This window comes from Streptomyces sp. NBC_01016, from assembly GCF_026341035.1.
Lineage (GTDB): Bacteria > Actinomycetota > Actinomycetes > Streptomycetales > Streptomycetaceae > Streptomyces.
Genome location: NZ_JAPEOQ010000001.1, coordinates 710,503 through 735,051, shown reverse-complemented (window position 1 = coordinate 735,051; position 24,549 = coordinate 710,503). Strand labels below are relative to the sequence as shown.

Below are 24,549 nucleotides of genomic sequence, written 5' to 3'. Positions count from 1 at the left end.
GGAACACCTTCCGACCTGGGGTTTTGTCGTTCTAGCGGATGCGGCGACGACGGCGCGCACGGGCCGCGCGACGGTCCTCGGTCTCAGTTCTGGTCTCAGTGGGGCCGGAATCCGGGGCCGGGGGAGCGGGTGAGAAGAACTCGCCCATGCGCCGCATCGCGTCCTTCGACAGGTGTGATCTGCCCTTCACATAGCGGCGGGTCTGGCTGATCTGGGTGTGCCGAAGGATCTCCATGATGGTGGTCATGTCGACGCCCAGCTCGTTCAGGATCGTGCCGGCCGTGTGGCGGCTCCCGTCGTAGAGGCGGCGGTCGTCGATCCCGGCTTCCTTGAGCAGCTCCTTGAACTCCTCGTAGTCCTGTCGGGGGTCGAGTGGGCGCCCGTCCTCGCGCGAGAACACGACGTCGTGTTCCTCCCACAGCTCCCCGGCTTCGGCGCGCATCACCTCCTGTTGGGCCTTGTGGTCGGACAGGAACGGGATGAACACGGGCGGGATCGGGACGGGGTTCTGGCTCTTCTTGGTCTTCGGCCGCGTGAAGGCGAGACCGCCGCCCTTGCGCTCGGGGCAGGCACTCGCGTGCTTCGTGCAGGTCTTGGGGCAGGGCTTCGGGCAACCGCGCTTGTACTTCTCGTGCCGGGTGCAGTCCTTCGGGCAGGGGTGGAAGCGGTGCAGGCGCGCTCCACAGGCATGTGGATCGCCGCATCCGTGCTTCCACGTGAGGCGCTGTAGCTGCCACTGGGGGTGGAACAGCTCTGCCTTCAGGTCGACGTACGACCACCGCAGCCCGAGCGTCTCGCCCTGCCGAAAGCCCATGCCGACGCCGACGATCCACCGCATGAACGTGGGCCGCTTGGCGGCGGCCTCAAGGAACCTCTTGGCCTCCTCCTGAGTGAACGGATTCGCCTCGGTCTCGTCGACGCTGGGCGGGTCCACGAGCGTCGCGACGTTCTCTGTGATCAGGCGGCGGCGGTGGGCAATTTTCAGGGCGCGCGACAGGATGCGGTGCACCTTCACGACGTGCGAGGGAGCGTGGCCGGCATCGAGCATGTCGCGGTACATCCGCTCCAGGTGCTCGGGTTGCAGCTTGTCGATCCGGTGCTTCCCGACACCAGGGATGATGTCGTTGCGGGTCTTTGACCAGTAGTCATCGAGCGAGCGCTGCCGGAGCTTCAGGCTCGCGATGGTGGTCAGGTAGAACTCCATCCACGCGCCGACGGTGGGCTTGCGGCCTGCCTTCGTGGCACTGCCCGTATCGCGCTGCCGCTCCAACTCCCGGACCTTGCGCTTGATCTCGGTCTCGGTCCTTGCGCGGCGGTGACGGCGGTCCGGGCTGCCGTCGTTCTTCACGCCCATCGTGACGCGACCGTGCCACCAGCCGTCGCTGCCGAAGTAGATCGACGACTCGTTGTTGGCCTTGCGGGGGCTCATGTGCCTCCTTCATGCGGGAGGCGCCCCGAGCGCGATGCTCGGGGCGCCTCTGGACGTGCTCGGGTCAGTTGGGGAGCGGGGCGAGGCTCGCTACGTACGCTTCGAGGTCAGCGCGCCGAATCCGGCGAGTGCGGCCCAACTTGATGTACTTCAGGGCGCCTTCGGCCATCAGCTCGTAGACCGTGGAGCGTCCGATGGCGAGGGCTTCGGCAGCCTCTTCGGGCTTGTAGAGGAGTCGGTCGACGGGTGCAGCAATGGCGGTGCTCATCCGGGGGTGCCTCCTCGGCGGGATGTCTCTAGTCGAGTGCGCGTGTGTCCGAGGTTGGGATTTCTGCGTCATCGCGTCACGTCCGTCACGAATGGACCCTGACCTGCGGTTTTGGCCTGACGCAGGGGTATGGCGGCGCGTCATCGGTGACACAGGGGCCCTGCCACGGGATGACGCAGGTGACGCACGATGACGCATCGATTTGCCGTCTGCGTCACCCCGAAATAGCAGGTCAGGCGCCGTTTCTGTCCTGTCGTGACGGGGGTGACGCAGGGTCTCTTTCCTTCGGACAAAGAGAAGGGGGTGTCTGTTGGTAGTGCGCGGCTCTCACGAGCGAAAAGCGAAGGGCGTAGAAGGAGCCGCTTCGCGGCACGTCCTTCGGGCGGCGGCGAGCCGCCGAACAGCAAGAAGAGCACTCTGCGCGGCGACGGGTGCTCTTCTTGCTTGTTCAGGGGCAGCTCTGTCGCCGCAGGTCAGAACACCTGTCCCTGCTCGGGCTCGGGCGGCGCCGGCGGGCGGCTCATCTCGATGTAGCGGGCCGAGCTGGTGCGGCCCCAGTCGACGAACACCCCGCGTGCGGCCAGCGTCGGCTGGAGGCGCTTGAGGCGGTCGGAGAGCACCTTGCCGGTGGTCGGCCAGCCCTTGGGCATCGGACGGCAGTCCTCGCCGCTGTAGAGCGCGCTGAGGGTTGCCAGCCACTCGGCCGACGGATTCCGCTGATCGCGGCCCGGCTCGATGGTGGCGGCGTGCTGAAGGACGGTCTGCGCGAGCAGGTCGCCCTCGATCACGTCGTCGTTGAGGTCGTCGAGGCTGCGCCGGTAGGCGGACAGTGCCCCGAACCCGGTGGCCGAGTCGAGCTGCGCGCACAGGTGCGCGAAGTCCGCCATGCGCAGGTCCGTGGGGATCTCGGCCTGAGCGGCGCGGACCTTGACGGTGAGGTCGAGCAGCGAGCCGAGCACGATCGGCAGGGCTTCCTCGTACTCCGTCCACAGCTCTGCCTCGGTCCTGCGGACCTTGGGCCGCTCCAGTCGCAGCGGCAGGAGTCGTTCGGCAAGGTCGGGCCGGATGACGCCGACGTCGATGCCGGTCATGAGCAGCGGGCGCCGGTAGCGGGCCCGCACGACGTCGCCGTCGGTGTACAAGGCGCGCTTGACGGTCTCGGCGCCGGTGACGATGCAGCACATCGCGTCGGAGAGGTCCGGAGAGAGGTAGGAGAGGTTGTCGAGCGCGGTGACCCACCCGGCGGCCACGGCGGCGGTCAGGTTCTCCTCGTCCTTCGGTGCGCGGCGTAGGTCGCCGCTCATGCCCTCGATGATGCGTACGAGCATGCGCCCGCCGGTGGACTTGCCCGCGCCCTGGGGGCCGGTGAGGAACGGGGCGGGCACGGGGACGGACGGGCCGAGGCAGCCGATCAGCCAGGCGATGGCGAGGGCCTCGGTCTCCGCGTTGGCGAAGTTGCACAGCCGCAGCAGGAGATCGATGCCCTTGCCGTCGGTGTCCTTGGCGGGCAGGGGGAGTTCGCCGGTGAGCTGGGTGCGTCGCCAGCACACCTCGGCCGGGTCGGGCGTGAGGATCTCCCACCCGGCGGGGTGGATGCGGATGGACTTGCCGTCGTTGCGTCCGAGGTCGAGCCAGGTCGCGCCGTCGAATCCGGGGGCGACGCGGATGTGCACTTGCTGGACTTCCTGCTTCATCGCGAGTGCTTCGATCAAGTCCAACGCCTCCTTGAGGGCGGTGCCGTTGAAGACGCCGCGCCCGTCGTTGAACAGCCCGACCATGAGTTCCTGGCGGTGGCTGCCCGAGGTTCCTTGGGAGCGGATGGGGCGGGCGACGGGGTGGCCGTTCTTCTGCGCGTAGACGGTGCCGTCGGCGGTGCGGAAGTAGCGGAAGTGGGCTTGGGCGTAGTCGGCGATGACCTCGCGGGCCGGGGTCTTGTCGTCCTCGGACATGCTCACAGTCCCAACTTCGTACGGGCGTTGGTCCACGCTTCGGTGCAGTGGCGGGCCGTCTCGCCCTTGGCCTGCGCGGCGGTGAACAGCCGCGCGATGTGGTCCTCGGTGAGGCAGCCGCACCGGCCGTGCGTGGACAGCACGGCCAGGAACGTGGCGTACACCGTGGAGTGCACGCTGCTGCGGGCCTCGGTGATGCGCTGCTCGGCCATCGCGATACCGCGCTCCAGGAACGCGGGCGTGCGGTGCCGGCACTCTCCGGCCCCGGCAGGCACGGCGATCTGCGGCGCGGGCCCGGTCGCTGCGGGTGCCTTCACCACCAGCGCGCGCACGGCGTCGGGCAGGGGCGACATGGCGCCGGTGCCCAAGCCGAGCCAGCGGGCGTAGGACATGCGGGACTTGACGTCGACGCCGGGCCGCACGCCGTTGGCCGAGGGCATCGTGCCGAGGTAGAGCCAGTGTTCCCCGCGCGTGGTGGGCACGGTCACGGTCTCGGGCAGGTGCTTGCGGGCCCAGGTGATGGCGTCGGCGTTGTCGAGGTCGACGACGGTGAGCCCGGCCCCGCCGGGGTGGTAGGCAACCGCGGCCGCGCACAGCCACGCACGGCTCCAGGCATCGGAGGCGATGACGTCACGGTCGGTGGTCGCGGCGGCCCAGGCGTGGCAGGGGAGCGAGCAGACGCAGGCACCGGGGGTCTTCATGTTCGGCCGCCCGCCGCATGCGTTGCCGGTGCAGGCTCGGCAGTTGCCGAACGGGACCTTCCCGGCCCGGAGCGGCAGCACGGGCAGGCCGGTTGCCGCCAGGTCGAGAGCCGTATGCAGGTGCTCTCGCAGGATGGTGGTCGGTTGGGTCATGCTGGGAGACCTCCACAGGTCTGTTGATGGCAGGTGGAAGGCGGCGGCCCCGGTTCTTGGCGGAAGGGGGGCCGCCGTCGTCGTGCGTGGGAGTGCTCAGGCGGCGGCGGCGGAGTCGTCGCCGCGCGGGATGGTGAGGTGGCCGTCCAGGGCGCGGGTGATGGTGCCGTTGGTGGTGAGGGTTTTGACGGCCTTGGACACGGCGCCCTTGGACAGGCCCGTGATGCCGACGAGGTCCTTCTGGCGGACCGGGGGGTCGGCGGTCTCGATGGCCTTCAGGACACGGGCGACGGCGCCGTCCGTGGCCGGGGCCTCTTCGGGTGCATCGCCCTTGACGAGCGTGAGCGTCGGCGTGCCCGCGGTTTCCGTGGTCGGCGCGGTGGTGCGGGACCACGGGGTGCGGTCGGGCAGGGCGATGACGACGGCCTTGTCCATGTAGCGGACCTTGACCGGGTCGGGCTTGCGCTTGCCGTCACGGAGCAGAGCCACACCGGGAACCGGGAGTTCGTCGGCGTTCCAGCCCTTGGCCTGTGCGTCCTCTCCGAGGACGACGCGGGCTTCGGCCGGCGTGCGGACCGCGAGGCAGATGGAGACGCCGATCTGCGGTGCGATCTGCTTGGGGATGCCGTCGTCGACGGTGGGCTTCTGGGTCATCCACCACAGGTCGATGCAGGCCGCGCGACCCATGCGGGCGATGGACTCCAGGCCCGGCAGCGCGGACCGCTTCACCGTGACGCTCTTGCCGTCGGCGCCCTCGGTCTCGTAGGGGACCTTGGTGGCGGCGGACATGACCTCGGCGCCCTCGTCGACGACGACCGTGATCCGGGGCCGCTCAGCGGTGGGCGTCCACGTGTCTTCACCCTTGGGCAGGACCGTGACCCGCTCCAGCATCTCCGTCTCCAGCTCATCGACCACGTCGATGACCTCGCGCGGGGTGGAGGCGACACGGGCCCGGTGGTCCCACAGGCGGCCTTCCACGCGCTTGAGATCGATGATGACCAGCGCGTTCGTCTCGCCCTCGGATGCGTCGAACAGCAGCGGCCGGGAGGCCACCGACTTACCGGCGCCGGAGCGACCGGCGATCAGCAGCCGCTCACCGAGCGGCACGGCGACCTGCTCGCCGGTGACGGTGTCGACGCCGAGGGAGCGCCGTTCGGGCGTCCACTTCAGGTCGTCGCCGTCGGCCGCGCTGCGGGTGCGCAACAGCAGCTCGGCCCAACCGCCCTGCTTCCCGGCCTTGATCTGCATGGGCAGGCCGGTGCGGGCCCCGAGCAGCGCGCGCACGTGGTCCTCGGCGGCGCGGAGCTTGGCCGGGGTCCACTTGCCGTCCAGGCGGATCGCGCACACGATCCCGGCCTCGGTCAGCTTGGGCTTTCCGCTGAAGGTGCCCTCCAGGCCGCGTTGTTCGGCGTGCTCCTTCCAGTGCTGCGGCTGCAACCGCTTGAGCAGCGCCATCTCCTCAGCCGTGGGCTTAAGCGTGCTGTCATCCCGCTCGCGATGCGCGATCCACACCGTGAGCGCGGTGACGGCCGCGACCACGGCCACGGCCAGCCACACCCACACGCGGCCCGGAACCTGCGGCACGTAGACGTATCCGGCGACGCCCACAGCGGCGGCGGTCTTGGTGGCGAACAGCCACATCGGGTCGGGCACGCGCCGCTTGGTCCGCTTCAGCTCACGCTCCGCGCGGTGGCGCAGAGAGGTGACGCCCTCGGGGTCGACGGCCTGCGCGCGGGACAACGCGGCGCGGGCATCGGCGACCAGGGGCTTGCGCTGGGCACGCAGGGCGGCGCGGCGGTCGGCTTCCTTGCGCCACATGTCAGCCGTGAAGCGGGCGGCGGTGGCGGCGTACTGGCGGTGCGTGCGCCAGACTTGAGCGTGACTCACGAGTCCTCACTTCCAAGGGATGGTGTGGGTTGGTGGTGACGGGCCATGCGACGGCCCGTCACCACACCTGTGATTACGCGGAGTTGCGGAGTTTCCGGTTTCCTGGTTTCCGAGGCGCGCCCCTACGCGTGCGCGCGCGAGGACGGAAACTTCTGTCACCGTGCGTCGCTACGGGGGTCAGGGCGGCCGAACAGCCTTCTGGGGGTCAAACCCCGCACGGAAGGGGCTCCAGGCGCCCACAGAGGCGCCTGGAGCTTGGAGGGGTTCTAGCGGCCCCTGCGGCTCTTCCTGCCGGTGGTCTTGCCGCCGTCGATGACGGCGCGGACCACGGTGACGACGCCCCAACCGAGGATGAGCACCAGGAAGGCGAGCATCGCGAGGTTCGCGGCGATGGCGGTCAGCACGCCGACGAGCAGCGGGCCGAAGTAGACGCCGGCCGCGACCGTCCCGGCCCCGATCCCAGAGCCGAGCGCGATGCGCTGCACGGTGCGGTCCGGGGGCGCCTGGTGGATGTGGACCACCTGCGGACCAGCCTGCTGTGCGGGCAGGGAGGCGGGGTCGGCGTAGGTGTGGGTTCCGTCGGGGAGCTGAACGACCGTCAACGGCCGCTGTGCGGGGAGGTTTTCCATCACGCAGCCTCCAGGCCGGTGTCGTCGGGAAAGGCGCAGGTGGAGCACGTGCCGAGCGTCGGCGGGATGACGTATCCGGCATCGCGCCGGCACTCGGGGCAGGTGCGGCGGGCGGCGTTGGCCTTGGCCAGGGCCGCCCACCGCGCCGCCGTCATCGGACGGACCGGCTTCGCGGCGTCGATGCGGTACAGGTAGGCGACCAGCGGGCCCCGCCGTCGGCGGGGCCGTTCCACCTGCGCAGCCACCTCCTGACCACCGGGCCGCAGCCCGAGGGCACGAAGCTGGCGATAGGTCGCGTAGCCGTCCGGGGCCAGCCGCCACCGGAAGGTGGGCAGAGCAGCCATCAGGCAACCTGCAAGCCGCGCTCGGCGCGCAGGGTGTCGCGCAGCGTGCGGGCGTTCGCCGGGGAAGTGTGCACCTCACGGCGGATGCCCTCGGCCGTCAGCTTGTCGACCGGCCACTCGGCCGTTGCCTTCCGTGCCTCATCGAGCAGCTCGTCGGGCGTGCGCTTCGGACGCGGGGTCCGAGCCACGTCGGGCACGCGGCCTGTCGCGCGGCGCGGTCGACTCGATTCGGCAGCCACCGCGCGCCGCTTCAGCGGCACCGTGACCGGCTGCTCGATCGAGGGGAGCGGCTTGAGCGGCAGGGTCGACTTCAAGAAGCCCACTGTCACCGGTCGGGGCAACGCCTTGGCGTTCGGGGTGATCGGCTTTGGAGTCGATTCCGGCAGGTCAGCCGTAGACCGGTTCATCTCGATCTGGGTAGATTCCTCCGCATTCTCGATCGGAGGCGCGATCGACGTCGAACGATGATGCAGCACCTTCGCGACCAGATCGGAGCCGAAGTAGATCGACCCGACCGGAAGCGAGGTGGCGAGCAGCACGAGCGCCCAGTTCGCCGGATCCCACTCCGCGAGTCGACCCCAGTCGACCGTCCGGCCGTGCAGCTCGGGCACGAGCCCGTGCACGTAGTTCAGGACCAGCGAGGCGAGCGTGTAGGTGCCGAGCACACGCAGTGCGAACGTCCGGTCCCGGCCTGCGAGTACGAGAGTGGCGACCAGGGCGAGCGCCATGAGGCCGTCGACCACGAACGGGTAGAGGGTCGCGGCGGTGTGGTCTGCGCCCACGGCGTTGGCGATGTCGCGCAGCGCGTTCCAGGAGACCCGGAACGCCATGGCGACCACGATGACGAGGGCGAGCACGAGGGCGGTACGGCCCTTGCGGTGCAGGTTCATGCCGCACCGTCCGCCTGCTCGGCAATGCCGTTGAGGTGGTCGCGGTGGGCGGCGAGCACGCGTCGGCGGGCCCGGCGGATGCGCCGCTCGTCCAGCTCGGTCGGGGTGCGGTCGATGGTGATGATCTGCGCGTCGAGCAGGTCTACCTCTGCGCGGATGACGGGCATCTCGCGCTCGATGGCGTCCAGCTCGGCGTTCGTCGGCTCCATGAACGGGGCGAAAGCGGTAACAGCGTCCTGAACGGTGACGATGTGTTCCATGGGTCGTGGTCTCCCTAGCAGGTAGCAACGGCCCGACCAGCGGTCCCGGTGTTCCAGCACCGGGGCCGCGCGCCGTTGAAGTCGGTAGATCCGGCTCCCCTCGGCGCCGCTCGTACGAGACGAGCGACGGAGGCAACCGGCGCGGCGAACGCCGCGAGGGGGTTGGGTGCGCGAATCAGTCGCGCAGTCCGCCTTTTCAACTCGGGGAGGCGGAGCCCACCTATGCAGTTCTCAAGAAACACCCAGCGCGGGGCCCCCGTGGTGGCGAGCAATCCCGGACCGGCACGGCCAGAAGCAGCCCAAAGAAGACCCTTCCGACTCGCTGTCCTAGGACTGCGAGCGGCCTGAGATGAGAATGCACTGCAGTCCTGGGACTGTCAACAGTCCTAGGACTGTGTTTCACTGGAGTGCGTCGAGAGGAGTTCTGCGTGGCACCGAAGTGGCGAGAACTGGCAGACCGGCTAGCCGAACGGATCAGGAACGGCGAATACGCCCCTGGCCAGCAGCTTCCGCACATCAGGGACCTGGTGGAGGCCGGTGAAGGCTCGAAGTCCACGGTCCACGCGGCCTATAAGGCGCTGGAGGCCGAAGGGCTGGTGGCCTCATCGCGAGGGCACGGCACGGTCGTGCGTGAGCAGGCGCCGTTGAAGCGGCTCGGTATCGCTCGATACGACAAGGCCAAATGGCGTGATGGCGACGAGGTCGCGTTCATCGCTGACCGCGTGGCCTCTGGCCGCAGCTACCGCAGGAACGAGCAGACGCAGACTGTGAGCCGGGTGGAAGCGCCGGCACTCGTTGCGGAAGCTCACGGGCTACCGGAAGGTGCCGAGGTGTACGCGCGAGCGCGTGTCGTGAAGGAAGGCACGCAGCCGACGCACACGTTGACCAGCTACTACCGGCCCGAGCACGTTGAGGGCACGCGCATCGTGGACCCGACGCCCGGCCCTGCGGGGCGGGGCGGTGGCTTCCGCGTGCTCTACGACGCCGGATACGAGATCGACCACATGAAGGAAGAGCTGTTCGCGCGCGCTCCGAGTGCCGACGAGGTCCAACTTCTCCAGCTCAATCCGGGGGAGTGGGTGGTCGAGCTGCATCGCACTACGTACACGGTGGATGGCACGGTGGTGGAGTTCGCCATCGGGGTGCACGCGGCGACGCGTTTTGCGTGGGCCTACGACTTCAAGGTGCCTGACTCGGCTCGTACGGAAGAAGGTGCTCAGTGATCTCGGCGCAGGCGTGGGCAGATGCTCAACGGTTGTGGAACTTCCAGCTCATGCATCAAGACCCCCAGCCATGCGACGTTGCCGTTGGGCTGGGGAGCCATGATCTGGGAGTAGCGGACACGACTGCTGCGCTGTTTCACAAAGGATTGGCCCCGCTGATTGTTTTCACCGGGGCTACCAGTCCGACTACGCGTAGCGAGATGCCACGCGGAGAAGCTGAGCATTATCGGGAGCGCGCAATCGAACTCGGTGTACCCGCATCTGCGATCCTGGTTGAACCGCGCGCTCGGAACACCGGGCAGAACATCATCTTCACCCGTGACTTGCTCAACTCCCAAGGGATGGAAGTCAAGTCGGTGCTCCTCGTCAGCAAGCCCTATGAGGAGCGCCGCGCCAGCGCCACCGTCCGCAAGCTGTGGCCGGACGTGGACGTGGTGAGCGCTTCAACTCCGGTGAGCTTCACGGAGTACGTCGACTCCATTCACGATGCACGCCTGGTAATCGACATGCTGGTCGGGGCCCAGCAGCGGCTAATGATTTACCCACGCGAGGGATTCATGGTTGCGGTCGATGTGCCGGAGGACGTGATAGCGGCGTACGAGCGGCTCTGCGTCGAAGGCTTCACGAGTCGACTTGTGCGCGCTCGCTGACAACGCCAAGGGTCTTTGCCGGGATCGATGTTCGCGGAAACGCAGACTTAGTAACCGCCGTTGTCGGCTCTGGGGCGCGGTTGCCGGTTCAGGCTCTTCGAACCGCGTAGCGGAGACATCCCCAGAGTCATTTGCATCCTGTTCGCAACAACTTGCTGTTGGCAAGATCTCGCATGAGTTAGATGGTGTCAGTCTTAATACTCCCCAGTGCTGCTCACGCCTGGCGCACGCACTAGCAGGCCTTCAATGTTACTCAATGGCGCCAGGTCAAGCGGACCACTATCGGAAGGGAGGCAAATTTCTTGCATGTTAGGAAATTTCTCAACCAATACGCCACAGTCAACGAAGTCAGATTTTGCAATGGTTAGTTTTCTAACCATGCCCATCACGGGTATCCGGTAAATTATATTCGACGTAGCTGCGCCACCCAGTTCGAGAGAATAGAGATTCGGAAGTTTTGCCAACTCTGCCAAACCCTCTATTGGCCGATGGGTGATGATCGAAAAGTCCTCGATCGTTGGCCACTCGCTGATCCCTTTAAGTGTTCTGCAACTCATTGGGCCAAGGTAAGCAGAAGTGATGTGTGAAGCCGGGAAAAAGTCGCACAATGCGAGATGTCGACTGTCCGAGTTAATGCGAAAACCCTGAAGATTCGTCAACCGGGGCAGGCTGGTCAAGCACTCTGTGCTGGCTTTCCATACGCTCAGCGATTGAACACTTGAATAGTTGAGTGCAGACGTATCTTTAACTCCCTGGCAGATGTCTAGTGTAATTCGGCGAAGGTTCGGGAAAGTTCTTAGAACCTGCAAATCGACCAGTCGATTGTTATATCCGATTGTCAGCGACTGTATTCGCTCGACGTCCTTCAAGGCGGCGATCTCCTGCGGCCCAAAGTCCCCTTCCAGAGCAACGGATGGAGGCATCTCCAGGTGCCGCAATTCCGTGATTTGATCGAACGTGCTAATCGTTAAATGGTCAATTCCCGGATTGTGGCGCAAGATATCTTGGGCGTACTCTTTGACGTTGTGTCGTCCCCAATGGAGCTGCAAGTAATGAGGGACTCTCCCCTTGGTGCATGTACGGAACCGCTTGAGTACAGACATAGACTGATCCCCGCCTAGTAGGCCAGCCGTGTGCACGACTGCCTCGGCTTGAATGTCGTCTAGGTCGTCGGGGCCTGGGAGTAGGTCGAGAATGAATGGTCCAACCTTGGCGAGGCTGCGGGAATCTTTGAGGCTTCTCGGTGGAATAACAGCTTCGGCGCGCGAGCGCACCTCTTGTCTAGTATCTGGATCTAGCTCTACTGCGTAGTCAAGGCAGGCCGCTGCTAGAAGATGGAGCCTATGCCGCCGTTCTGTATTGGCTGTGAAGCGGTCACCCCGTGATATCAGCTTGCGGAGTAGTTGCTTGGCATCTGAAGGGCTTGCGTGCGCTACTGCCATGCGAATCACGTCTTCCCAACGGTCATCGTCGGCATGGTTGACTAAAGCACCGAAGTTTCTTTGCTCCACAGCAAAATTTGCCGCCAAATAGTCTTGGAAAGTTCGATGTACGAAGTCCAGACCGTCAACGTCTGGAGCGCGGATGAGGCCGCTACGGTCGACCAAGTAACTCAGGATCTGTTTAACGGAACCCTGGGCGGCGACCTCGGGCATGTTTGGTAGAATGTCGGCCAAATGATGCATCGCGTCATCGCGGCTTATTTCTGCTTGACCGTTGTCTACCATCCAGTAGGCGAGACGTTGCAACAAACGTGTAGCTTGGTGCTCATTCAGATGTATCCCGGTTGCTTCAATGCCTCGTTCTCGGTCGCGACGATCAAGCAGCATAGCGAGTGCTGCTCGGTAAATCTCCATGCGGCCGTGGGGGAGATATCCATTGCGGGCTCTGTGTAGGGCACACACCAGAGCCGAAAGTAACGGCGAAGTCGTCAGTTGGGCTAGCCCCCGCTGAGAGCGCACGGCATCCTTAAGGTCTTCTCGCAGCTCATTAAGGTGTTTGCGCTCGTCTTCGACATTGACATCTACTGCAGCGGCCTCGTGCCACCGGTCAATGAAAACTGCAACATCACGAGGACTCATAGGATGAATGGCTAGTTCGCTAAAGCCGGAATCGGATAGCCACCCCTCGTTAACGGCCGTGGGGCGAGTTGTGACCACATACTGGTTGTCCGGATAGGATGCCAGGAGCTCTTCGAGCCAGTCCCTTGTTTCATTTCGATGGACCTGTGATACCTCGTCAACGCCATCTATTAGTACCAGGGCGCGACCACTTGATAAGACGCTGTGGGCCCATCCGGCTGGCTGATCACCTGCAAGCTGACACCCTACAGCGCTCAGGTAACCGCTGGGCGCGGGAAGGCTGCCAATGCGGGTCAAGGTTCTCAGTCGAAGAAGGAAGGGAACGCAATCGTTTAGATGATGCAGTTCCTGAGGGAAGTTTCCGCGCGCTGCAGTGACCGCGAGCCACTGAAGCAGTGTCGTTTTTCCGCAGCCAGCGAGGCCGCGGATCAACAACCTGCGTCGCTCGACTAGGGCTTGCTCTATTCGAATTTCATTTGGAGGCCTTCGTTTCCCTGGCTTCTCATCTCGAGAGTCTGGGATTTCATCCGTTGCGCCTAAGCTGAGACTCAAGTAGGCGGTGTCAAGAGGCCAGGAGTGTCGCCCCGGATGGTTAATATCTATGCCGATAATTGATAGTTTCCCCCATCGATTATCGATGTATCTAGCGTACTGCTCCTCGAAATATTCTTTCGTGCGGCATTCTTGAGTGTTCGGCAATTCCTTTTTTTGCACTGTGGGCTTTGGCTTGCTTGGCGGAAGTGCTTGCCTTCGCATATCTAGGAGTGGTCGTGGATCAATGCCCAGCGCTCGTGCCAGGGTGGTCACGGTTTCTTCTGTGGGGATGGATGATCCATTCAAGGCTTTGCTGGCAGTCGTTCGGCTCAGTCCAGCCCTACTAGCCAGTGCGGCTACAGGGATCCGACGCTCGGCCCGCAGGCGCCTGAGGCTCTCCGATAGCCGCTGGAGCGCTACCTCGTGATCTTGGTGAGCCTCATGCCGAGAGTTCTGTGTGCCCATGCCCACCCCACCGTGTGTGTCGATCTGTTCATCTTCGTTCAGCGTGAACGTCCGTGTATGCGCTTTGGCTCAGTCTCTGCTGCATCGCATCTGCTGTAACGGAAGGAAGCCCATGAACTCGACTGTTGAGACACTGAGCCTGCTCGTCCTATGTGTTCTCGCCGGAGGAGTCGTCGCGACACTTGTGGCGGCCTTGACCGGCCTTCTAGCGCGGCTTGAGGGTGAATCGGTGGCGGGAGCGGTGCGGAGCGCAGGAGTCGCGTTCGCGACCACGATGACTGTGCTGACGGCTTTGCTTGCCCTTGCTGTCAATACCCTGAGTTGAGAGCGTTCAACGGCTTCTGGCATCCATCGGTCCTCGCCCATACCGTTGGATCGACAACGCCGATGAACGTGAGCGGAGCGTCAGCACAGGTGGCGACCTATGCCGACCAGGTCTCACTTGTGGTCTCGGTTGGCGCTACTTCCGTAGCCGTCCGCATCGTGCCGCCGTCATCCAAAGCCGCCGCTGATCTGCGGTTCTGTACAGGTGCGGACGCCCCCGGACCAAGATCCGACAACTCGTAATGCGTAGGTCTCGGGTTCGAATCCCGAAGGCGGCTCGGATCAACCCCAGGACTCACTCGCCGTGACCTGGGGTTTTTTCATGTCCAGGGCATGCCGAGTCGCACGACGGGGATGCCGTGGGAGTGCTTGCGTGAGCGATGCGTGAGCGGAAGGGGTGCGAAGTGCCAGGCCGACGGAGCGCTGCTGGTCGGCATGAGGCAATGACGTAGGCGCCAGCTCGGTCGTTCCCCGTGGCGGCATGGCCACATCGGCCACCCAGGCCGCGCGACCGCACTCGTCTCCCAAGCGGCATCAGGCCCATCCGGATCCTTGTGCGATTCCTCGAAGGCTCCGCTGCTAGCCTGCCCAGTTGTTCGCGATCCTTGATGGGTTCGTGTCAGGTGACTGCCAGGTGCTGAGCACGGGGGAGGGGATGGAACATGTCAGAAGGGTTCTCTGTGGACCTTGATGCACTTCGCAAGGCCGCAACCGGGATTACCACCACTCTGGACGCGATGGCCACCAAGAAGGTGAGTGACATCGATGCTCCCAAGGACGCCTTCGGCCACGACGAACTGGCATCAGCGGTCGCCGATTTCTGCGATCGGTGGAACATCGGCGTCTCGCACCTGGCCACCGATGGCGCAGAGGTCTCTGACCGGCTGACGCACTGCGTCAACAGCTACGAAAAGGCTGAGGAACACATCCAACTCTCTGTTCAGGGCATTCTTCAGTCCTCGACTGGGTCCGATCCGGGGGCGTCCTGATGGCCGAGCTCGGGGAGACGTCGAACCCCCGTGATCTTGTTCCCGGCACACCCGATGCTCTGAATACGACCGCTCAGTCTCTTCTCGCCTACGGCGATGTTCTCATCGAGGCCGGCGAGGGACTGGCGAAGATCGAGACCGAAGACGGGTGGAGAGGTCCGGCGGGTGACGCCTTCCGCGATCGTTTCCATGGTGAGCCATCGAGGTGGGTCAAGGCCGGCGACAACTTCCACGCTGCCGCGAACGCCCTGTACGACTACAGCTACACCCTGCGCGCAGCCCAGCAGCGCGCAGAGGAAGCCATATCCCAGTTCGCGCGTGGCGAAGCCACGACGGCAGCCGCAGGCAAGGCCCACACTCAGCAAGTCAATCAGGCACGCAGCAAAGGGGACGAGACCGAGATCCCCTTTCATGATCCCGGGGAAGCCGACCGTGCAGCCGCCCGCGGGACTCTCGAGACCGCTCGCGGCAACGTGGACGGCGCAGGGCACACCGCGACAGCGCTGGTGAAGAAGGCGACCGAGTCAGCCCCTGAGAAGCCGGGGTTCTGGTCCCAGGTCGGTGACTTCTTCAGCGATGTGGGTGAAGGGGCCGTGGACGTGGGCAAGGTCGTCGTCAACGATCTCGCCTCCTTCGGCAACGCGATGATCCAGCATCCGGGCGACAGTGCCGCGATGCTCGGTGGCGTGCTCCTGACCGGGCTCAGCGCGGGTGGTGAAGGGCTTGGCGTCGCCTTGGACGCCACCGGCGTCGGCGCGGTCGCCGGTGTCCCACTCAACGCCGTCTCCGCTGCTGGAATAGCCACAGGCGTGGGTGTGGCGGGAGCTGGAGCCATGGACCTGGCCCAGCATGCCGGGAGCGATTCCAAGGTCGAACCCCTGCGGATGAACAGCGAGGGATCCGGTGCCAGCGGCTCCGCACAGCAGCCGGCGTCCGAGCTGATCAAGAATGGTCAGAAATACGAGGGCACTGGTACCGGCGCCGGCCGCGGAGGCCACAAACTTCCGAAGGTGAACGGTCCGGCGAACGGGACCATGTACAAGACCGACCCCCAGTCAGGAAAGGTGACCAGCTACTCCACTTATGATTCCGAAGGTCGCGCCTTGCAGCGAGGGGGCCTCGCACAACGGAGTAGACACACCACACGTCGTAAAAATGTCGCACAATACCAACCCTAAGACCGGGCAAGTCTATGTGGGTGAGTCGAAGGACGTGCGTACCGCGTTCCCCTGGGAGATCCCGTGAGTAGCATCAAACCGTCATGGTCCGAGCGTGAACTGCCGGCTTTCTTCAAGAAATGGCGCACCGAATGGAAGAATGAGGAACTCGATCCGGACAATTACCTCGACTTTGAGGATGGTCTTCGATTTGTTCTGGCCGCGGCCTGGCTTTTTTGCCCCGAAACGGTCGAGTACCGCGGTTGTATTTTCCTCAAAGAGCGCTTCCGTCAGAGCACTGTCGACGACTGGTTCACAAGTCTTGATGGCGATCGGAAGCGAATTGAGGCCGTCGTCAACCACGTCGAGTTGTGGGGCACATTCAACAACATCGAATTGACGGATGAAGATCAGCTTGGGGAAGAGCTGCCCCAACTCGCATTGGCGCTGGGAGAGTGCTGGCAGGGAATCCTCTCCTCGCGTTACCCGGGTCGCGAGATCACTGTGGAAGTGAGCGACGAGGAGGACGGGGCCTACGGGCCGACCGTGACGTTCTGGACTTCCCCGGAAGGTTCAGCCTTCGGGTGACGCAGGACGTCCACCAGGGGTAGGTTGGCCCGGCGCCCGGACTCCATGTTGGCGATCACGTTGCGCGGGATGGGATGCCCGAGCCGCGAGCACTGATCCGCCAGGTCCTGTGCGCTCCACCCCATCTCCTTCCTTCTTCGCCGGACTTCGCCGGCCACGTTGGCCTTGATCCGGTCCGACCACTCCGGAACGTCGTCCTCTTGTAGCCGCGGGCGAGGAGCGTGTCCCAACCGCGGGGGGAGCTTCATTACCAGATGCTGGCGGATCCGGGACAGTACTCTGATCCCAGCGGGATCGGTCCCGCTCGCATGGTGTCCAGGAGGTGGGTCATGACTGCCGAGACGGTGGCTCCTGCGTGGATGCATGAGCAGATCACGGCGGAGCAGTACGACTCCTGGTCCGAGGAGCAGTGTGCGGGGATCGAGATCGTGGACGGGATGGTCGTCGTGAGTCCCAGCGCATCCAAGCGTCATAACCGGCTTGCCCGGATGCTGGCGAATGCCTTGGAGGCTGATGCGGGGCCGGAGTGGAACGCCGACACCGACTTCGATGTCCGTCTGCAGGATGTTCCGCTGACCAATCGGCGTCCGGATGTTGTGGTGTATCGCGCGGACACGATCGACATCTCGCCCACCCGGCCGGAGCATGTGCTGCTGGTCGTCGAGGTCGTCTCGCCAGGGTCGGAGACCACCGATCGGATCGTGAAGACTGACCAGTACGCGAAGGCCGGTATCGCCTTCTACTGGCGGGTCGAGCAGGCCGCGACCGGGGTTCCGCTGGTGTACACGTACGTGCTTGACCCGGCTACCAGGGCCTACCGGGACGGGGGCGTGTTCACCGGTGTCGTCAAGGTCTCGGCGCCCTTTCCGGTCGAGGTCGACCTCGGGCGGATCTGAGCTTCACGCCGGCGAGCCCCGGCGATTTGCGTGAGCGCTGCGTGAGCGGACTGGGCGGCACGAGGCCGGATCAGCAGTCATGGCGGTCATAGTCGTACGCTCCTGACCAGCTGAGACATCATCCGGTGGCACGCACCGGCACCACCCGCCACGATCTTGCAGGCCCTCGTAATGCGTAGGTCTCGGGTTCGAATCCCGAAGGCGGCTCAGACTGGGAAACCCCAGGTCAGACTCTTCTGACCTGGGGTTTTCTGTTGTTCGGAGTGTGGTGGAGGCGGGCCCGCGCCGTTTCAGGATCTCCCCAATAAAGCTTGACCCAGCTTTGACCGAGTGTCGAACTTTGACTGTTGGTCATTCATAATGCAGCCATGCGAACGACTCAACGTAAGGCCCAGGAAGTTGCGGAGCGTGACCAGAAGCTGGTGTACGTCGCGCTCGACATGGTGTGCAGGGACGGGTTCCACAATCTGACGCTGGGGAAGCTGGCCGATGAGGCCGGGTACTCCAAAGGCACCGTCTACAACCACTTCACCTGCAGGGAAGACCTGCTCATCGAGCTCTCCGCGGAGAGCGCACGGCGTCAGCTGCGCTACTTCCAGGCGATCGCCGATCTGCCATGGGGTGGGGCCCGTGCCGTGTACGGCATGACACTCGCCTACATGCGGCACGCGGAGGTGGCGCCGGTGCTCTTCGAGTGCAGCATCACCGCCCGCACCGACGCCGTCTGCAAGGTCGCGTCCGAGGAGCGACTCAAGCGGCGTGACCTGGTCGAGGCGCAAATGTCGCAGGTCGTGGGCTACGCCGTGGAGCGCAGCGTCGCCGAGGGTTCCTTCGGGAACGCCGAGGTCGAACCGGCCGTGGCGGTGGACGCCCTGCGCGCCTACATCCTCGGCTACGCGGCCATGCATTTGCTCTCACGCCGCTTCCTGTGGTCCGGCGAGGAGGGCCTCGATGCCCGTCTGAAGGTGATGACCTCCATGATCGGCGGCCTGGGCTGGACCCGGCTCCCGGTCGACGACGTGGCGCGGCTGCACCGCGAGGTGGCCGGGATCGTCGACCCGATCGCCGCCCAGTATGCGCCGGAAGGTCACTCTGAGTAGGTATTTGATGGGTGAAGTTCTGCGCCTGGATCCGTAGTTCGCTGCTCGCTTTCCGTTCGCCACTCCCGATCATGAACTAGTTGTCAAAAAACGACTGATGGTCATAACGTGAAGGAGTGCTCGGCCGGTCGGTCGGGCCGTGATGCGGAATGGAGGGGCAATGCGCATCAACATCGCTCGCCGCGGGAGTGCCTTGTGGCTGGCCTGCGTCGAGCTCGCACAGGACCGGTACGCGCGGGACTACGGGGCGCGGATCGCACCGTCGCCGGACAGCTTCATCGCGCTGTGCTCGGACGAGGGCACGGGAGCGGACGTCGTCCCGCTGGCCTGTGCGGGGCTGACGTACGGAGGGGAACGCAGCCTTCTCGTCGAGCACTACCTCGGGGACGGGGCGGCCGACGTCATATCGCGGTCCACGCGTACCGAGTGCGAGCCGGCCGGTCTGGTCGAGGTCGGGCCGCTGGCCTCCAGCGAACCCGGCGCGGGCCTGAAGCTCATCGGCATGGTGCCCGCGCTGTGCTGGTGCAACGGCGCCTCGTACCTGCTGTGCACCGTCACCAAGCCGCTGGCCCGGACCCTGGCGCGGATCGGGCTGCGGTTCACCGGACTCGCCCAGGCCCGCGAGGACGCCCTGCCGCCGGAGCAGCGGGGCACGTGGGGGACGTACTACGAGACCGCTCCCGTGGCCGGCTTCATCGACCTGCGGGCCTTTGACGCCGGCATCAACCGCGAGGCCGAGTCCGGCTACCACCTCGCGGTGACCTGGGGCCAGGAAGCCTCCCTCGCTCCGCAGGGGGCGGGCGCGCGATGAGGGAGATCTACGACGGTCTGTACGCGCCGGAGCGCCGCGACGACGTTCTCGTCGAGCGGCTGGCCGCCGACGGCTCGGTCGCCGGGACCTTCACGTACGGGGAATTGGCGGGCTGGAGTGGGCAGATCCGCCGGCTGCTCGCCGACCTCGGCGCGGACGCCGGGGCCACGATCGGCGTGGTGGCGGGCAACGGCCCCGAGTGGGTGGCCGCCGACCTCGCGCTGCTGCTCGGCGGTTTCGTCGAGGTGCCGGTGCCGCTGGCGTTCTCCGGTGAGCAGGCCGCCTCGCTGCTGAAAGAGGTCCGGCTCTGCCTGGCCGACGAGGCCGGGGTCCGCAAGCTCGCCGAGTGGGGCCTGGACGGCGCCGTCACCGTCCTCCCGATCACGGCGGACAGCGGCGCAGGGAACCGGGTCGCGGAGGCCGACGGTCTCCGACTGCCGCCGGACGAGCGGATCATCAAGGTCATCCACACCTCGGGAACCACGGGTGCGCCCAAGGGCGTGAAGATCCGGTCGAAGGCGCTCGAGGCGCTGCTCGTGTCCCTCGACTCGGTCTCGCCGGACGGGGTGTACTCCCGCTACCTCTCCCTGGTGCCGTTCAGCCTGCTCATCGAGCAGGTCACTGCGGTCTACCTGCCGATCATCAACGGCGGCCGGATGATCCTGCTGCCCGAGAAGACCGCGCTGCTCGGCACCGCGGGCTCCCGCGCGGACGACGTGGTGACCTGGCTGCGCGCCGGGCGGCCGACCACCGCCGTGCTGCCGCCCGCCGCGGTGAGCGCCCTCGACAAGGCGGTGTGCGGCGCCGCCGGGGGACCGGTCCTCGGCGACGAGGTGCGGCCGTTCCTGATGGCGGGCGGCGCGCCCGTCGACGTAGCGGCCCAACTGCGCCTGGACGCGGCAGGGTTGCGTGTGCACGAGGGGTACGGCCTGTCCGAGAACAGCTCGGTCGTCTCGTGGAACACGCCCGAGCACTGGCGGCCCGGCACCGTCGGCAGGCCGCTGCCGCACTGCGAGGTCCGGCTCTCCGAGGGCGGGGAGCTGCTGGTCAGGTCGACGTCACTGTTCGCCGGCTACACCGTGGAGGACCCGACCAGCCGGCCCGTCGACGAGGACGGCTGGCTGCACACGGGGGACCGCGGCGAGATCGACGAGGACGGCTACATCCGGATCCTCGGCCGCCTGAAGAACGTGATCATCACCAGCCACGGCCGCAATGTCTCGCCGGAATGGGTCGAGGGAAGCCTGCGCAGCTGCCCGTCGGTGGTGGACGCCGTGGTGTTCGGCGAGGGCCTGGAACACGTGTCGGCCCTGCTGATCACCGCCGATGCCGCCGATGTCGACAGGGCCGACGAGATACGGCGGCAGGCGCACGCGTACGCCGAACAGCATCTGGCCGAGACCGACCGGCCCGAGCGGTTCTTCGTCGTGGCGGACAGCAGCGACTTCCGCCGCCAGTACTTCACCGTCACCGGCCGGCCGCGGCGCCAGAAGCTCTTCGACGACCTGATGGCTCTCACGCCCACGAACGGCCGCCGGGATGACCGCCCGGGCGACCTCTCCCTCTGACGCACATCTGACGCACACACGAAAACGGGGATTAAGCCATGACAGTTGCCCAGCACACCCTGCGTCTGACCGCCATAGGTGACGGCGACGGCATGATGATCACGCCCACCGGCACGGAGTCCGACTTCACCGAGCTGTACCAGGCGGGCCTCGACGGCCTGCTCGCCGACACCGGGCACCTCCTGATCCGCGGATTCGCCCCCGGAGTCGAGGAGTTCAACGAGCTGGTGCGCCGCTACAGCTCCCGCACCACCATGGACCCGGCCCGCACCTCCCACGGCAACGCCGCCCAGAAGGTCGACTCCGGGCGCGACCCGATCGGCCTGCACCTGGAGAACGGCGCCACGCCCTTCGCCCCCGACCTGCTGTGGTTCCACTGCGTCAAGGCCGCCACGTCCGGCTCCGAGACCACCGTCTGCGACGGCTTCCGGGTTTGGGACGCGCTGTCCGAGCGGGCCAGGAAGGTGTTCGCCGGCAACCCGGTGAAGTACGTGCGCAGCAACGTCCCGCGGGCCATGTGGCAGCGGCTCGCCGCGCACCTCACCGGCCCCGACGCGGACCCGGCCGACATGACCGTCGAGCATCTCCACGCCGTCTCCAACAAGGGCGCCGACGTGGTCTTCACCGAGGCCACCGACGGGACCCTGACCTACGAGTACACGGTGTACGCCGCCCACCCCACCCGGGGCTCCTCGCGCACCGCGTGGGCCAACAGCATCCTCGGTCCCTCGTTCAACTACGAGGCGCCCGAGATCCGCTTCGCCGACGGCTCCCTGATACCCGACGACGTGATCGCCGAGTACACCGAGGTCACCGAGAAGGTCACCGAGGAGATCCAGTGGGAGGACGGCGACATCGTCCTCATCGACAACACCCGTGTCATGCACGGCCGCCGGGCCATCACCGACCCCGAGCGCACCATCCTCAACGCCCAGAGCTACGCCAGGAGCTGACCATGAAGTACGGCATCGTCATCCGCTACGAATTCGACGCCTCCTGGCTCCGGTTGAGCCGCGAACAGCGGGGCGAGAAGGAACAGGTCTTCCAGAAGGAGATCGTCGGGCCCTTCGCGGACCGGATGTCCGTCCGGCACTTCGACGCCGAGGCGTTCGCCACGGACTACTCCGACTTCCTGTTCGTCGAGACCGACGACATCAAGACCTACTACTTCTTCATCGAGAAGCTGCGGGACAGCGAGTTCATCGCCGAGGGCTGGGTGCGGCTGCGCGACATCTCCATCGGGCTGCAGGACGGCTACAAGGAGTACGAGAATGACCAGGGCTGACCAGTTCGACGGCATCGCCGAGGCCGTCCGCACCGAGCTCGCCTCGGTGACCCGGCTCGCGCACATCAACACCTTCCACCCCAATGCGTTCGACTGGGCGGAGGCCGGCACGCCGGCCGAGCGGGAGTTCGCCTCCGTCGTCGCATACGGGGAGCCGGGTCACGAGGCCGAGGCCGTCGCCTACCTCACCAAGGAGCTGGCGCAGCTCGCCGAGATCGAGCGCCACGTCAGCACTGTCATGGCCATGGTGATGGGCGAGCTGCACGACCTGCGCGACCCCATCAACCTCGGGCACGAGCTGCACCACGCACTCTCCTGCTTCGCCGCAGAGGAGATCCAGCACGCCAACACCTTCTACCGGTACGTACGGGCCCTCTCGGGGGCCGAACCCCGCGTCGAGGCGGCCCTGTTCGACGAGCGCCTCGACGTCTTCCGCACCGATGACCACCCGTACGTGAAGCTGGTCGCGCTGTGCTGCTCGGCGTACGTCGGCGAGTCCGTGATCACCGTGTTCGAGCACCGCACCGACGGGCTCGACCCGGACCGGGCCCGCTTCCTCACCCGCCTGTTGCACACGCACGGCCTCGACGAGGCCCGGCACGTGAAGATCGACCACGTGGCGATGAAGCTGATCTACCCGGCACTCACCGCCGGACAGCAGCAGCGAGTACGTGAACTACTCGGCAGGATAGAGGAGTTGAACCGCACGCTGGCGGCCACGTTCGAGGAGCGCACCCGGGAGCTGCTCGGCGTCGACTTCGTCACCGGCAATCCGGCGGCTGCCGTGCAACTGGAGATGACGAAGGCGTTCGGCGGCAAGGTCTTCGCCGCGGACGGCACGCTGTACAGCGTCGACGAGATCCTCGACGACGAACTCACCGCGCTCATCGCAGAGTTCTCCGGCGTCGACCGTGTGCACGCGGCCGCCGTCGTGGCGCCGGTGAAGGCCCTGAGCACCGCGGGGGTCCCGTCATGACGTCCTCGGCCGTGGGCGCGGGCGTCGCGGCGCCCGCCCGTCCGGCCGTGGCCGGGGGCAGGGTCGCCGTCGCGGCGGCCGTGCTCGCCCTGCTCCTGGCCGCGATGGACGCCACCGTCATGGGCACGGTGCTGCCCAGCGTCCTGTCCGACGTCGGCGGCGGCTCGGGCGGTGGATACGCCTGGCTCGTCTCGGGGTTCATGCTGGCCCAGGTGGCGGGCACGCCGCTGGCCGGCTGGGTCGCCGACCGGCTCGACGACCGGGTGCTTGCCGTCGGCTCGACGCTGGTCTTCCTCGGCGCCTCGGTGCTCGCCGGGGTCGCGGGCTCGTTCGGCGTGCTGGTCGCGGCCCGGGTGCTGCACGGCCTGGCCGCGGGCGCGATCGTCGTCTCCAGCTACGTCATCGTGGGCCGGGTCTTCGGCGCCGAACGGCGCGCCAAGGCGCAGTCGATGCTGAGCATGGTCTGGGGCGTGGCGGCGGTCCTCGGCCCGGTGGTCGGCGCGGCCGTCACCGAGGCGTGGGGCTGGCGCTGGGTGTTCTTCCTGAACGTGCCGCTGTGCGCATTCGTCGTCCTGGCCGTCGTCCTCGCCCTCCCGAAGCGGGCAGCGGCCTCGGCGCCCCGGCAGCGCTCCGGCTTCCCGGCCGGGGAGTACCTGCTGGTCACGGGCGGCTCCGCGCTGGTCCTCGTCGGACTCCAGGGCGGCGAGCTCGGCCTCGGCACGATCGGCGGCGTCCTCGCCGCGGTCGTCGGGCTGCTGGCGCTCGTCCTGGTACGCCGCTTCGGCGGCGGCCTCGTACCGCGCCAGATCCTGGCCCGTACGCCCTCGGCCGGCGCGGCCCTGGCCACTGTCGGCGCCTGCGTCGTGATGTACGCGACGGTCACCGTGCTGCCCGTACGCCTCGCCGCCTCCGGGACCTCGACCACGGGAATCGCCGTGGTCGTCGGCCTCGCCGCGCTCGGCTGGGTCGCGGGAAGCGCCGTCACCGGCGGGCTCGTGGCCCGGCACGGCTACCGGCCCTCGATGCTGGTGGGCGCGCTCGCCCTCTTGGTGAGCGCCTCGCTCAGCGCGACCGGCGAACTCGCCTGGCTGGCCGGTACGACGGCGGGCATCGGCACCGGCGCCGTCACGGCGACGACGCTCGCGCTGATCCAGGACCAGTCGCCGCCCGAGCAGTTGGGCGTGGCCACCTCGGCCGCGACGATGCTGCGCAACCTCGGCTCGGCAGCCGGCGTGAACGGCATCGCGGCCCTCACCGCGGCCCTGGCCACCACCTCTCACCAGGACCAGCAGAACCGGGCGTTCTGGGTCCTCGCCGCGGTGGTCGTCGTGGCGGTCCTCGCCCCGGCGGTGGTCGCACCCCGCCGCCGTACGACCACGGGGTGACGCCCGG

At 66.5% G+C, this 24,549-nt stretch carries 24 protein-coding genes, 1 tRNA gene and 1 pseudogene; 15 read left to right on the top strand and 11 right to left on the bottom strand.

The window, feature by feature from the left end:
• Nucleotides 1–31: 31 nt before the first annotated feature.
• From OG746_RS03475 to OG746_RS03435, 9 genes are all read right to left on the bottom strand, one after another.
• Nucleotides 32–1,429: a tyrosine-type recombinase/integrase gene (locus OG746_RS03475; RefSeq protein ID WP_266711386.1), complete on the bottom strand. Its 1,398-nt coding sequence runs from the start codon at nucleotides 1,427–1,429 to the stop codon at nucleotides 32–34.
• A gap of 64 nt (nucleotides 1,430–1,493) precedes the next feature.
• Nucleotides 1,494–1,697 (bottom strand): helix-turn-helix domain-containing protein, encoded by a 204-nt coding sequence (locus OG746_RS03470; protein ID WP_266711384.1) that lies wholly within the window; start codon nucleotides 1,695–1,697, stop codon nucleotides 1,494–1,496.
• 473 nt (nucleotides 1,698–2,170) lie between these two features.
• Nucleotides 2,171–3,646 carry an AICE element replication initiation protein gene (locus tag OG746_RS03465; RefSeq protein WP_266711382.1) on the bottom strand — a complete coding sequence of 492 codons (1,476 nt, stop codon included), beginning with the start codon at nucleotides 3,644–3,646 and terminating at the stop codon, nucleotides 2,171–2,173.
• Nucleotides 3,647–3,648: 2 nt separating this feature from the next.
• Nucleotides 3,649–4,500 carry a bifunctional DNA primase/polymerase gene (locus OG746_RS03460; protein ID WP_266711380.1) on the bottom strand — a complete coding sequence of 284 codons (852 nt, stop codon included), beginning with the start codon at nucleotides 4,498–4,500 and terminating at the stop codon, nucleotides 3,649–3,651.
• 96 nt (nucleotides 4,501–4,596) lie between these two features.
• Nucleotides 4,597–6,387, bottom strand: coding sequence for a MarR family transcriptional regulator (locus OG746_RS03455; RefSeq protein WP_266711379.1), 1,791 nt, complete (start codon nucleotides 6,385–6,387; stop codon nucleotides 4,597–4,599).
• A gap of 266 nt (nucleotides 6,388–6,653) precedes the next feature.
• The gene (locus OG746_RS03450; protein WP_266711378.1) at nucleotides 6,654–7,016 is read right to left on the bottom strand and encodes a DUF6251 family protein; all 363 of its coding nucleotides are present in this window, start codon (nucleotides 7,014–7,016) and stop codon (nucleotides 6,654–6,656) included.
• Nucleotides 7,016–7,360: an RRQRL motif-containing zinc-binding protein gene (locus tag OG746_RS03445; RefSeq protein WP_266711377.1), complete on the bottom strand. Its 345-nt coding sequence runs from the start codon at nucleotides 7,358–7,360 to the stop codon at nucleotides 7,016–7,018. The genes OG746_RS03450 and OG746_RS03445 overlap by 1 nt, the downstream gene beginning before the upstream one ends.
• Nucleotides 7,360–8,250, bottom strand: coding sequence for a DUF2637 domain-containing protein (locus OG746_RS03440; RefSeq protein ID WP_266711376.1), 891 nt, complete (start codon nucleotides 8,248–8,250; stop codon nucleotides 7,360–7,362). Before OG746_RS03440 ends, OG746_RS03445 begins: the two co-directional genes overlap by 1 nt.
• Nucleotides 8,247–8,510 carry a DUF6284 family protein gene (locus tag OG746_RS03435; RefSeq protein WP_266711375.1) on the bottom strand — a complete coding sequence of 88 codons (264 nt, stop codon included), beginning with the start codon at nucleotides 8,508–8,510 and terminating at the stop codon, nucleotides 8,247–8,249. Before OG746_RS03435 ends, OG746_RS03440 begins: the two co-directional genes overlap by 4 nt.
• A gap of 428 nt (nucleotides 8,511–8,938) precedes the next feature.
• Here OG746_RS03435 and OG746_RS03430 point away from each other — a divergent pair, with 428 nt between their 5' ends.
• Nucleotides 8,939–9,733 carry a GntR family transcriptional regulator gene (locus OG746_RS03430; RefSeq protein WP_266711374.1) on the top strand — a complete coding sequence of 265 codons (795 nt, stop codon included), beginning with the start codon at nucleotides 8,939–8,941 and terminating at the stop codon, nucleotides 9,731–9,733.
• Nucleotides 9,730–10,383, top strand: coding sequence for a YdcF family protein (locus tag OG746_RS03425; RefSeq protein WP_266711373.1), 654 nt, complete (start codon nucleotides 9,730–9,732; stop codon nucleotides 10,381–10,383). Before OG746_RS03430 ends, OG746_RS03425 begins: the two co-directional genes overlap by 4 nt.
• 194 nt (nucleotides 10,384–10,577) lie before the next feature.
• Here OG746_RS03425 and OG746_RS03420 read toward each other — a convergent pair whose 3' ends face one another.
• Entirely contained in the window at nucleotides 10,578–13,463 is a 2,886-nt protein-coding gene (locus OG746_RS03420; protein WP_266711372.1) for an NACHT domain-containing protein, read from the bottom strand.
• 501 nt (nucleotides 13,464–13,964) lie between these two features.
• Between OG746_RS03420 and OG746_RS03415 the strand changes: the two genes are divergently transcribed.
• From OG746_RS03415 to OG746_RS03395, 5 genes are all read left to right on the top strand, one after another.
• Nucleotides 13,965–14,065, top strand: a tRNA-OTHER gene (locus OG746_RS03415).
• A 384-nt stretch (nucleotides 14,066–14,449) separates the two neighbouring features.
• Nucleotides 14,450–14,776 (top strand): hypothetical protein, encoded by a 327-nt coding sequence (locus OG746_RS03410; protein WP_266711371.1) that lies wholly within the window; start codon nucleotides 14,450–14,452, stop codon nucleotides 14,774–14,776.
• A complete protein-coding gene (locus OG746_RS03405) occupies nucleotides 14,776–15,954 on the top strand; it encodes a putative T7SS-secreted protein (protein ID WP_266711370.1) in 1,179 nt (392 codons plus the stop codon). Before OG746_RS03410 ends, OG746_RS03405 begins: the two co-directional genes overlap by 1 nt.
• A complete protein-coding gene (locus OG746_RS03400) occupies nucleotides 15,932–16,021 on the top strand; it encodes a hypothetical protein (RefSeq protein WP_266711369.1) in 90 nt (29 codons plus the stop codon). The genes OG746_RS03405 and OG746_RS03400 overlap by 23 nt, the downstream gene beginning before the upstream one ends.
• On the top strand, nucleotides 16,018–16,521 hold the full coding sequence (locus OG746_RS03395) for a hypothetical protein (protein ID WP_266711368.1): 504 nt from the start codon (nucleotides 16,018–16,020) through the stop codon (nucleotides 16,519–16,521). The genes OG746_RS03400 and OG746_RS03395 overlap by 4 nt, the downstream gene beginning before the upstream one ends.
• 2 nt (nucleotides 16,522–16,523) lie before the next feature.
• Here the strand turns inward: OG746_RS03395 and OG746_RS03390 are convergent.
• Nucleotides 16,524–16,769: pseudogene (locus tag OG746_RS03390) on the bottom strand (transcriptional regulator); the annotation flags it as partial.
• 81 nt (nucleotides 16,770–16,850) lie between these two features.
• Between OG746_RS03390 and OG746_RS03385 the strand changes: the two are divergent.
• The 8 genes from OG746_RS03385 (at nucleotide 16,851) to OG746_RS03350 (ending at nucleotide 24,542) form a co-directional block, all read left to right on the top strand.
• Nucleotides 16,851–17,417 (top strand): Uma2 family endonuclease, encoded by a 567-nt coding sequence (locus tag OG746_RS03385; protein WP_266711367.1) that lies wholly within the window; start codon nucleotides 16,851–16,853, stop codon nucleotides 17,415–17,417.
• A gap of 368 nt (nucleotides 17,418–17,785) precedes the next feature.
• Entirely contained in the window at nucleotides 17,786–18,517 is a 732-nt protein-coding gene (locus OG746_RS03380) for a TetR/AcrR family transcriptional regulator (RefSeq protein WP_266711366.1), read from the top strand.
• 160 nt (nucleotides 18,518–18,677) lie between these two features.
• Nucleotides 18,678–19,328 (top strand): thermostable hemolysin, encoded by a 651-nt coding sequence (locus tag OG746_RS03375; RefSeq protein WP_266711365.1) that lies wholly within the window; start codon nucleotides 18,678–18,680, stop codon nucleotides 19,326–19,328.
• Nucleotides 19,325–20,896, top strand: coding sequence for an AMP-binding protein (locus OG746_RS03370; RefSeq protein ID WP_266711364.1), 1,572 nt, complete (start codon nucleotides 19,325–19,327; stop codon nucleotides 20,894–20,896). Before OG746_RS03375 ends, OG746_RS03370 begins: the two co-directional genes overlap by 4 nt.
• 38 nt (nucleotides 20,897–20,934) lie before the next feature.
• Nucleotides 20,935–21,849 (top strand): TauD/TfdA family dioxygenase, encoded by a 915-nt coding sequence (locus tag OG746_RS03365; protein WP_266711363.1) that lies wholly within the window; start codon nucleotides 20,935–20,937, stop codon nucleotides 21,847–21,849.
• Between the two features lie 2 nt (nucleotides 21,850–21,851).
• Entirely contained in the window at nucleotides 21,852–22,181 is a 330-nt protein-coding gene (locus tag OG746_RS03360) for a darcynin family protein (protein WP_266711362.1), read from the top strand.
• Entirely contained in the window at nucleotides 22,168–23,157 is a 990-nt protein-coding gene (locus tag OG746_RS03355) for a ferritin family protein (protein WP_266711361.1), read from the top strand. The genes OG746_RS03360 and OG746_RS03355 overlap by 14 nt, the downstream gene beginning before the upstream one ends.
• Nucleotides 23,154–24,542 (top strand): MFS transporter, encoded by a 1,389-nt coding sequence (locus tag OG746_RS03350; protein ID WP_266711360.1) that lies wholly within the window; start codon nucleotides 23,154–23,156, stop codon nucleotides 24,540–24,542. Before OG746_RS03355 ends, OG746_RS03350 begins: the two co-directional genes overlap by 4 nt.
• The last annotated feature ends 7 nt before the right edge of the window (nucleotides 24,543–24,549 follow it).

What these genes read in the sequence shown, in the direction of transcription:
- OG746_RS03475 (WP_266711386.1), bottom strand. Translation starts at nt 1,429, where the DNA reads ATGAGCCCCCGCAAGGCCAACAACGAGTCGTCGATCTACTTCGGCAGC.
- OG746_RS03470 (WP_266711384.1), bottom strand. Translation starts at nt 1,697, where the DNA reads ATGAGCACCGCCATTGCTGCACCCGTCGACCGACTCCTCTACAAGCCC.
- OG746_RS03465 (WP_266711382.1), bottom strand. Translation starts at nt 3,646, where the DNA reads ATGTCCGAGGACGACAAGACCCCGGCCCGCGAGGTCATCGCCGACTAC.
- OG746_RS03460 (WP_266711380.1), bottom strand. Translation starts at nt 4,500, where the DNA reads ATGACCCAACCGACCACCATCCTGCGAGAGCACCTGCATACGGCTCTC.
- OG746_RS03450 (WP_266711378.1), bottom strand. Translation starts at nt 7,016, where the DNA reads ATGGAAAACCTCCCCGCACAGCGGCCGTTGACGGTCGTTCAGCTCCCC.
- OG746_RS03445 (WP_266711377.1), bottom strand. Translation starts at nt 7,360, where the DNA reads ATGGCTGCTCTGCCCACCTTCCGGTGGCGGCTGGCCCCGGACGGCTAC.
- OG746_RS03440 (WP_266711376.1), bottom strand. Translation starts at nt 8,250, where the DNA reads ATGAACCTGCACCGCAAGGGCCGTACCGCCCTCGTGCTCGCCCTCGTC.
- OG746_RS03435 (WP_266711375.1), bottom strand. Translation starts at nt 8,510, where the DNA reads ATGGAACACATCGTCACCGTTCAGGACGCTGTTACCGCTTTCGCCCCG.
- OG746_RS03420 (WP_266711372.1), bottom strand. Translation starts at nt 13,463, where the DNA reads ATGGGCACACAGAACTCTCGGCATGAGGCTCACCAAGATCACGAGGTA.
- OG746_RS03410 (WP_266711371.1), top strand. Translation starts at nt 14,450, where the DNA reads ATGTCAGAAGGGTTCTCTGTGGACCTTGATGCACTTCGCAAGGCCGCA.
- OG746_RS03405 (WP_266711370.1), top strand. Translation starts at nt 14,776, where the DNA reads ATGGCCGAGCTCGGGGAGACGTCGAACCCCCGTGATCTTGTTCCCGGC.
- OG746_RS03400 (WP_266711369.1), top strand. Translation starts at nt 15,932, where the DNA reads ATGTCGCACAATACCAACCCTAAGACCGGGCAAGTCTATGTGGGTGAG.
- OG746_RS03385 (WP_266711367.1), top strand. Translation starts at nt 16,851, where the DNA reads ATGACTGCCGAGACGGTGGCTCCTGCGTGGATGCATGAGCAGATCACG.
- OG746_RS03380 (WP_266711366.1), top strand. Translation starts at nt 17,786, where the DNA reads ATGCGAACGACTCAACGTAAGGCCCAGGAAGTTGCGGAGCGTGACCAG.
- OG746_RS03375 (WP_266711365.1), top strand. Translation starts at nt 18,678, where the DNA reads ATGCGCATCAACATCGCTCGCCGCGGGAGTGCCTTGTGGCTGGCCTGC.
- OG746_RS03370 (WP_266711364.1), top strand. Translation starts at nt 19,325, where the DNA reads ATGAGGGAGATCTACGACGGTCTGTACGCGCCGGAGCGCCGCGACGAC.
- OG746_RS03365 (WP_266711363.1), top strand. Translation starts at nt 20,935, where the DNA reads ATGACAGTTGCCCAGCACACCCTGCGTCTGACCGCCATAGGTGACGGC.
- OG746_RS03360 (WP_266711362.1), top strand. Translation starts at nt 21,852, where the DNA reads ATGAAGTACGGCATCGTCATCCGCTACGAATTCGACGCCTCCTGGCTC.
- OG746_RS03355 (WP_266711361.1), top strand. Translation starts at nt 22,168, where the DNA reads ATGACCAGGGCTGACCAGTTCGACGGCATCGCCGAGGCCGTCCGCACC.
- OG746_RS03350 (WP_266711360.1), top strand. Translation starts at nt 23,154, where the DNA reads ATGACGTCCTCGGCCGTGGGCGCGGGCGTCGCGGCGCCCGCCCGTCCG.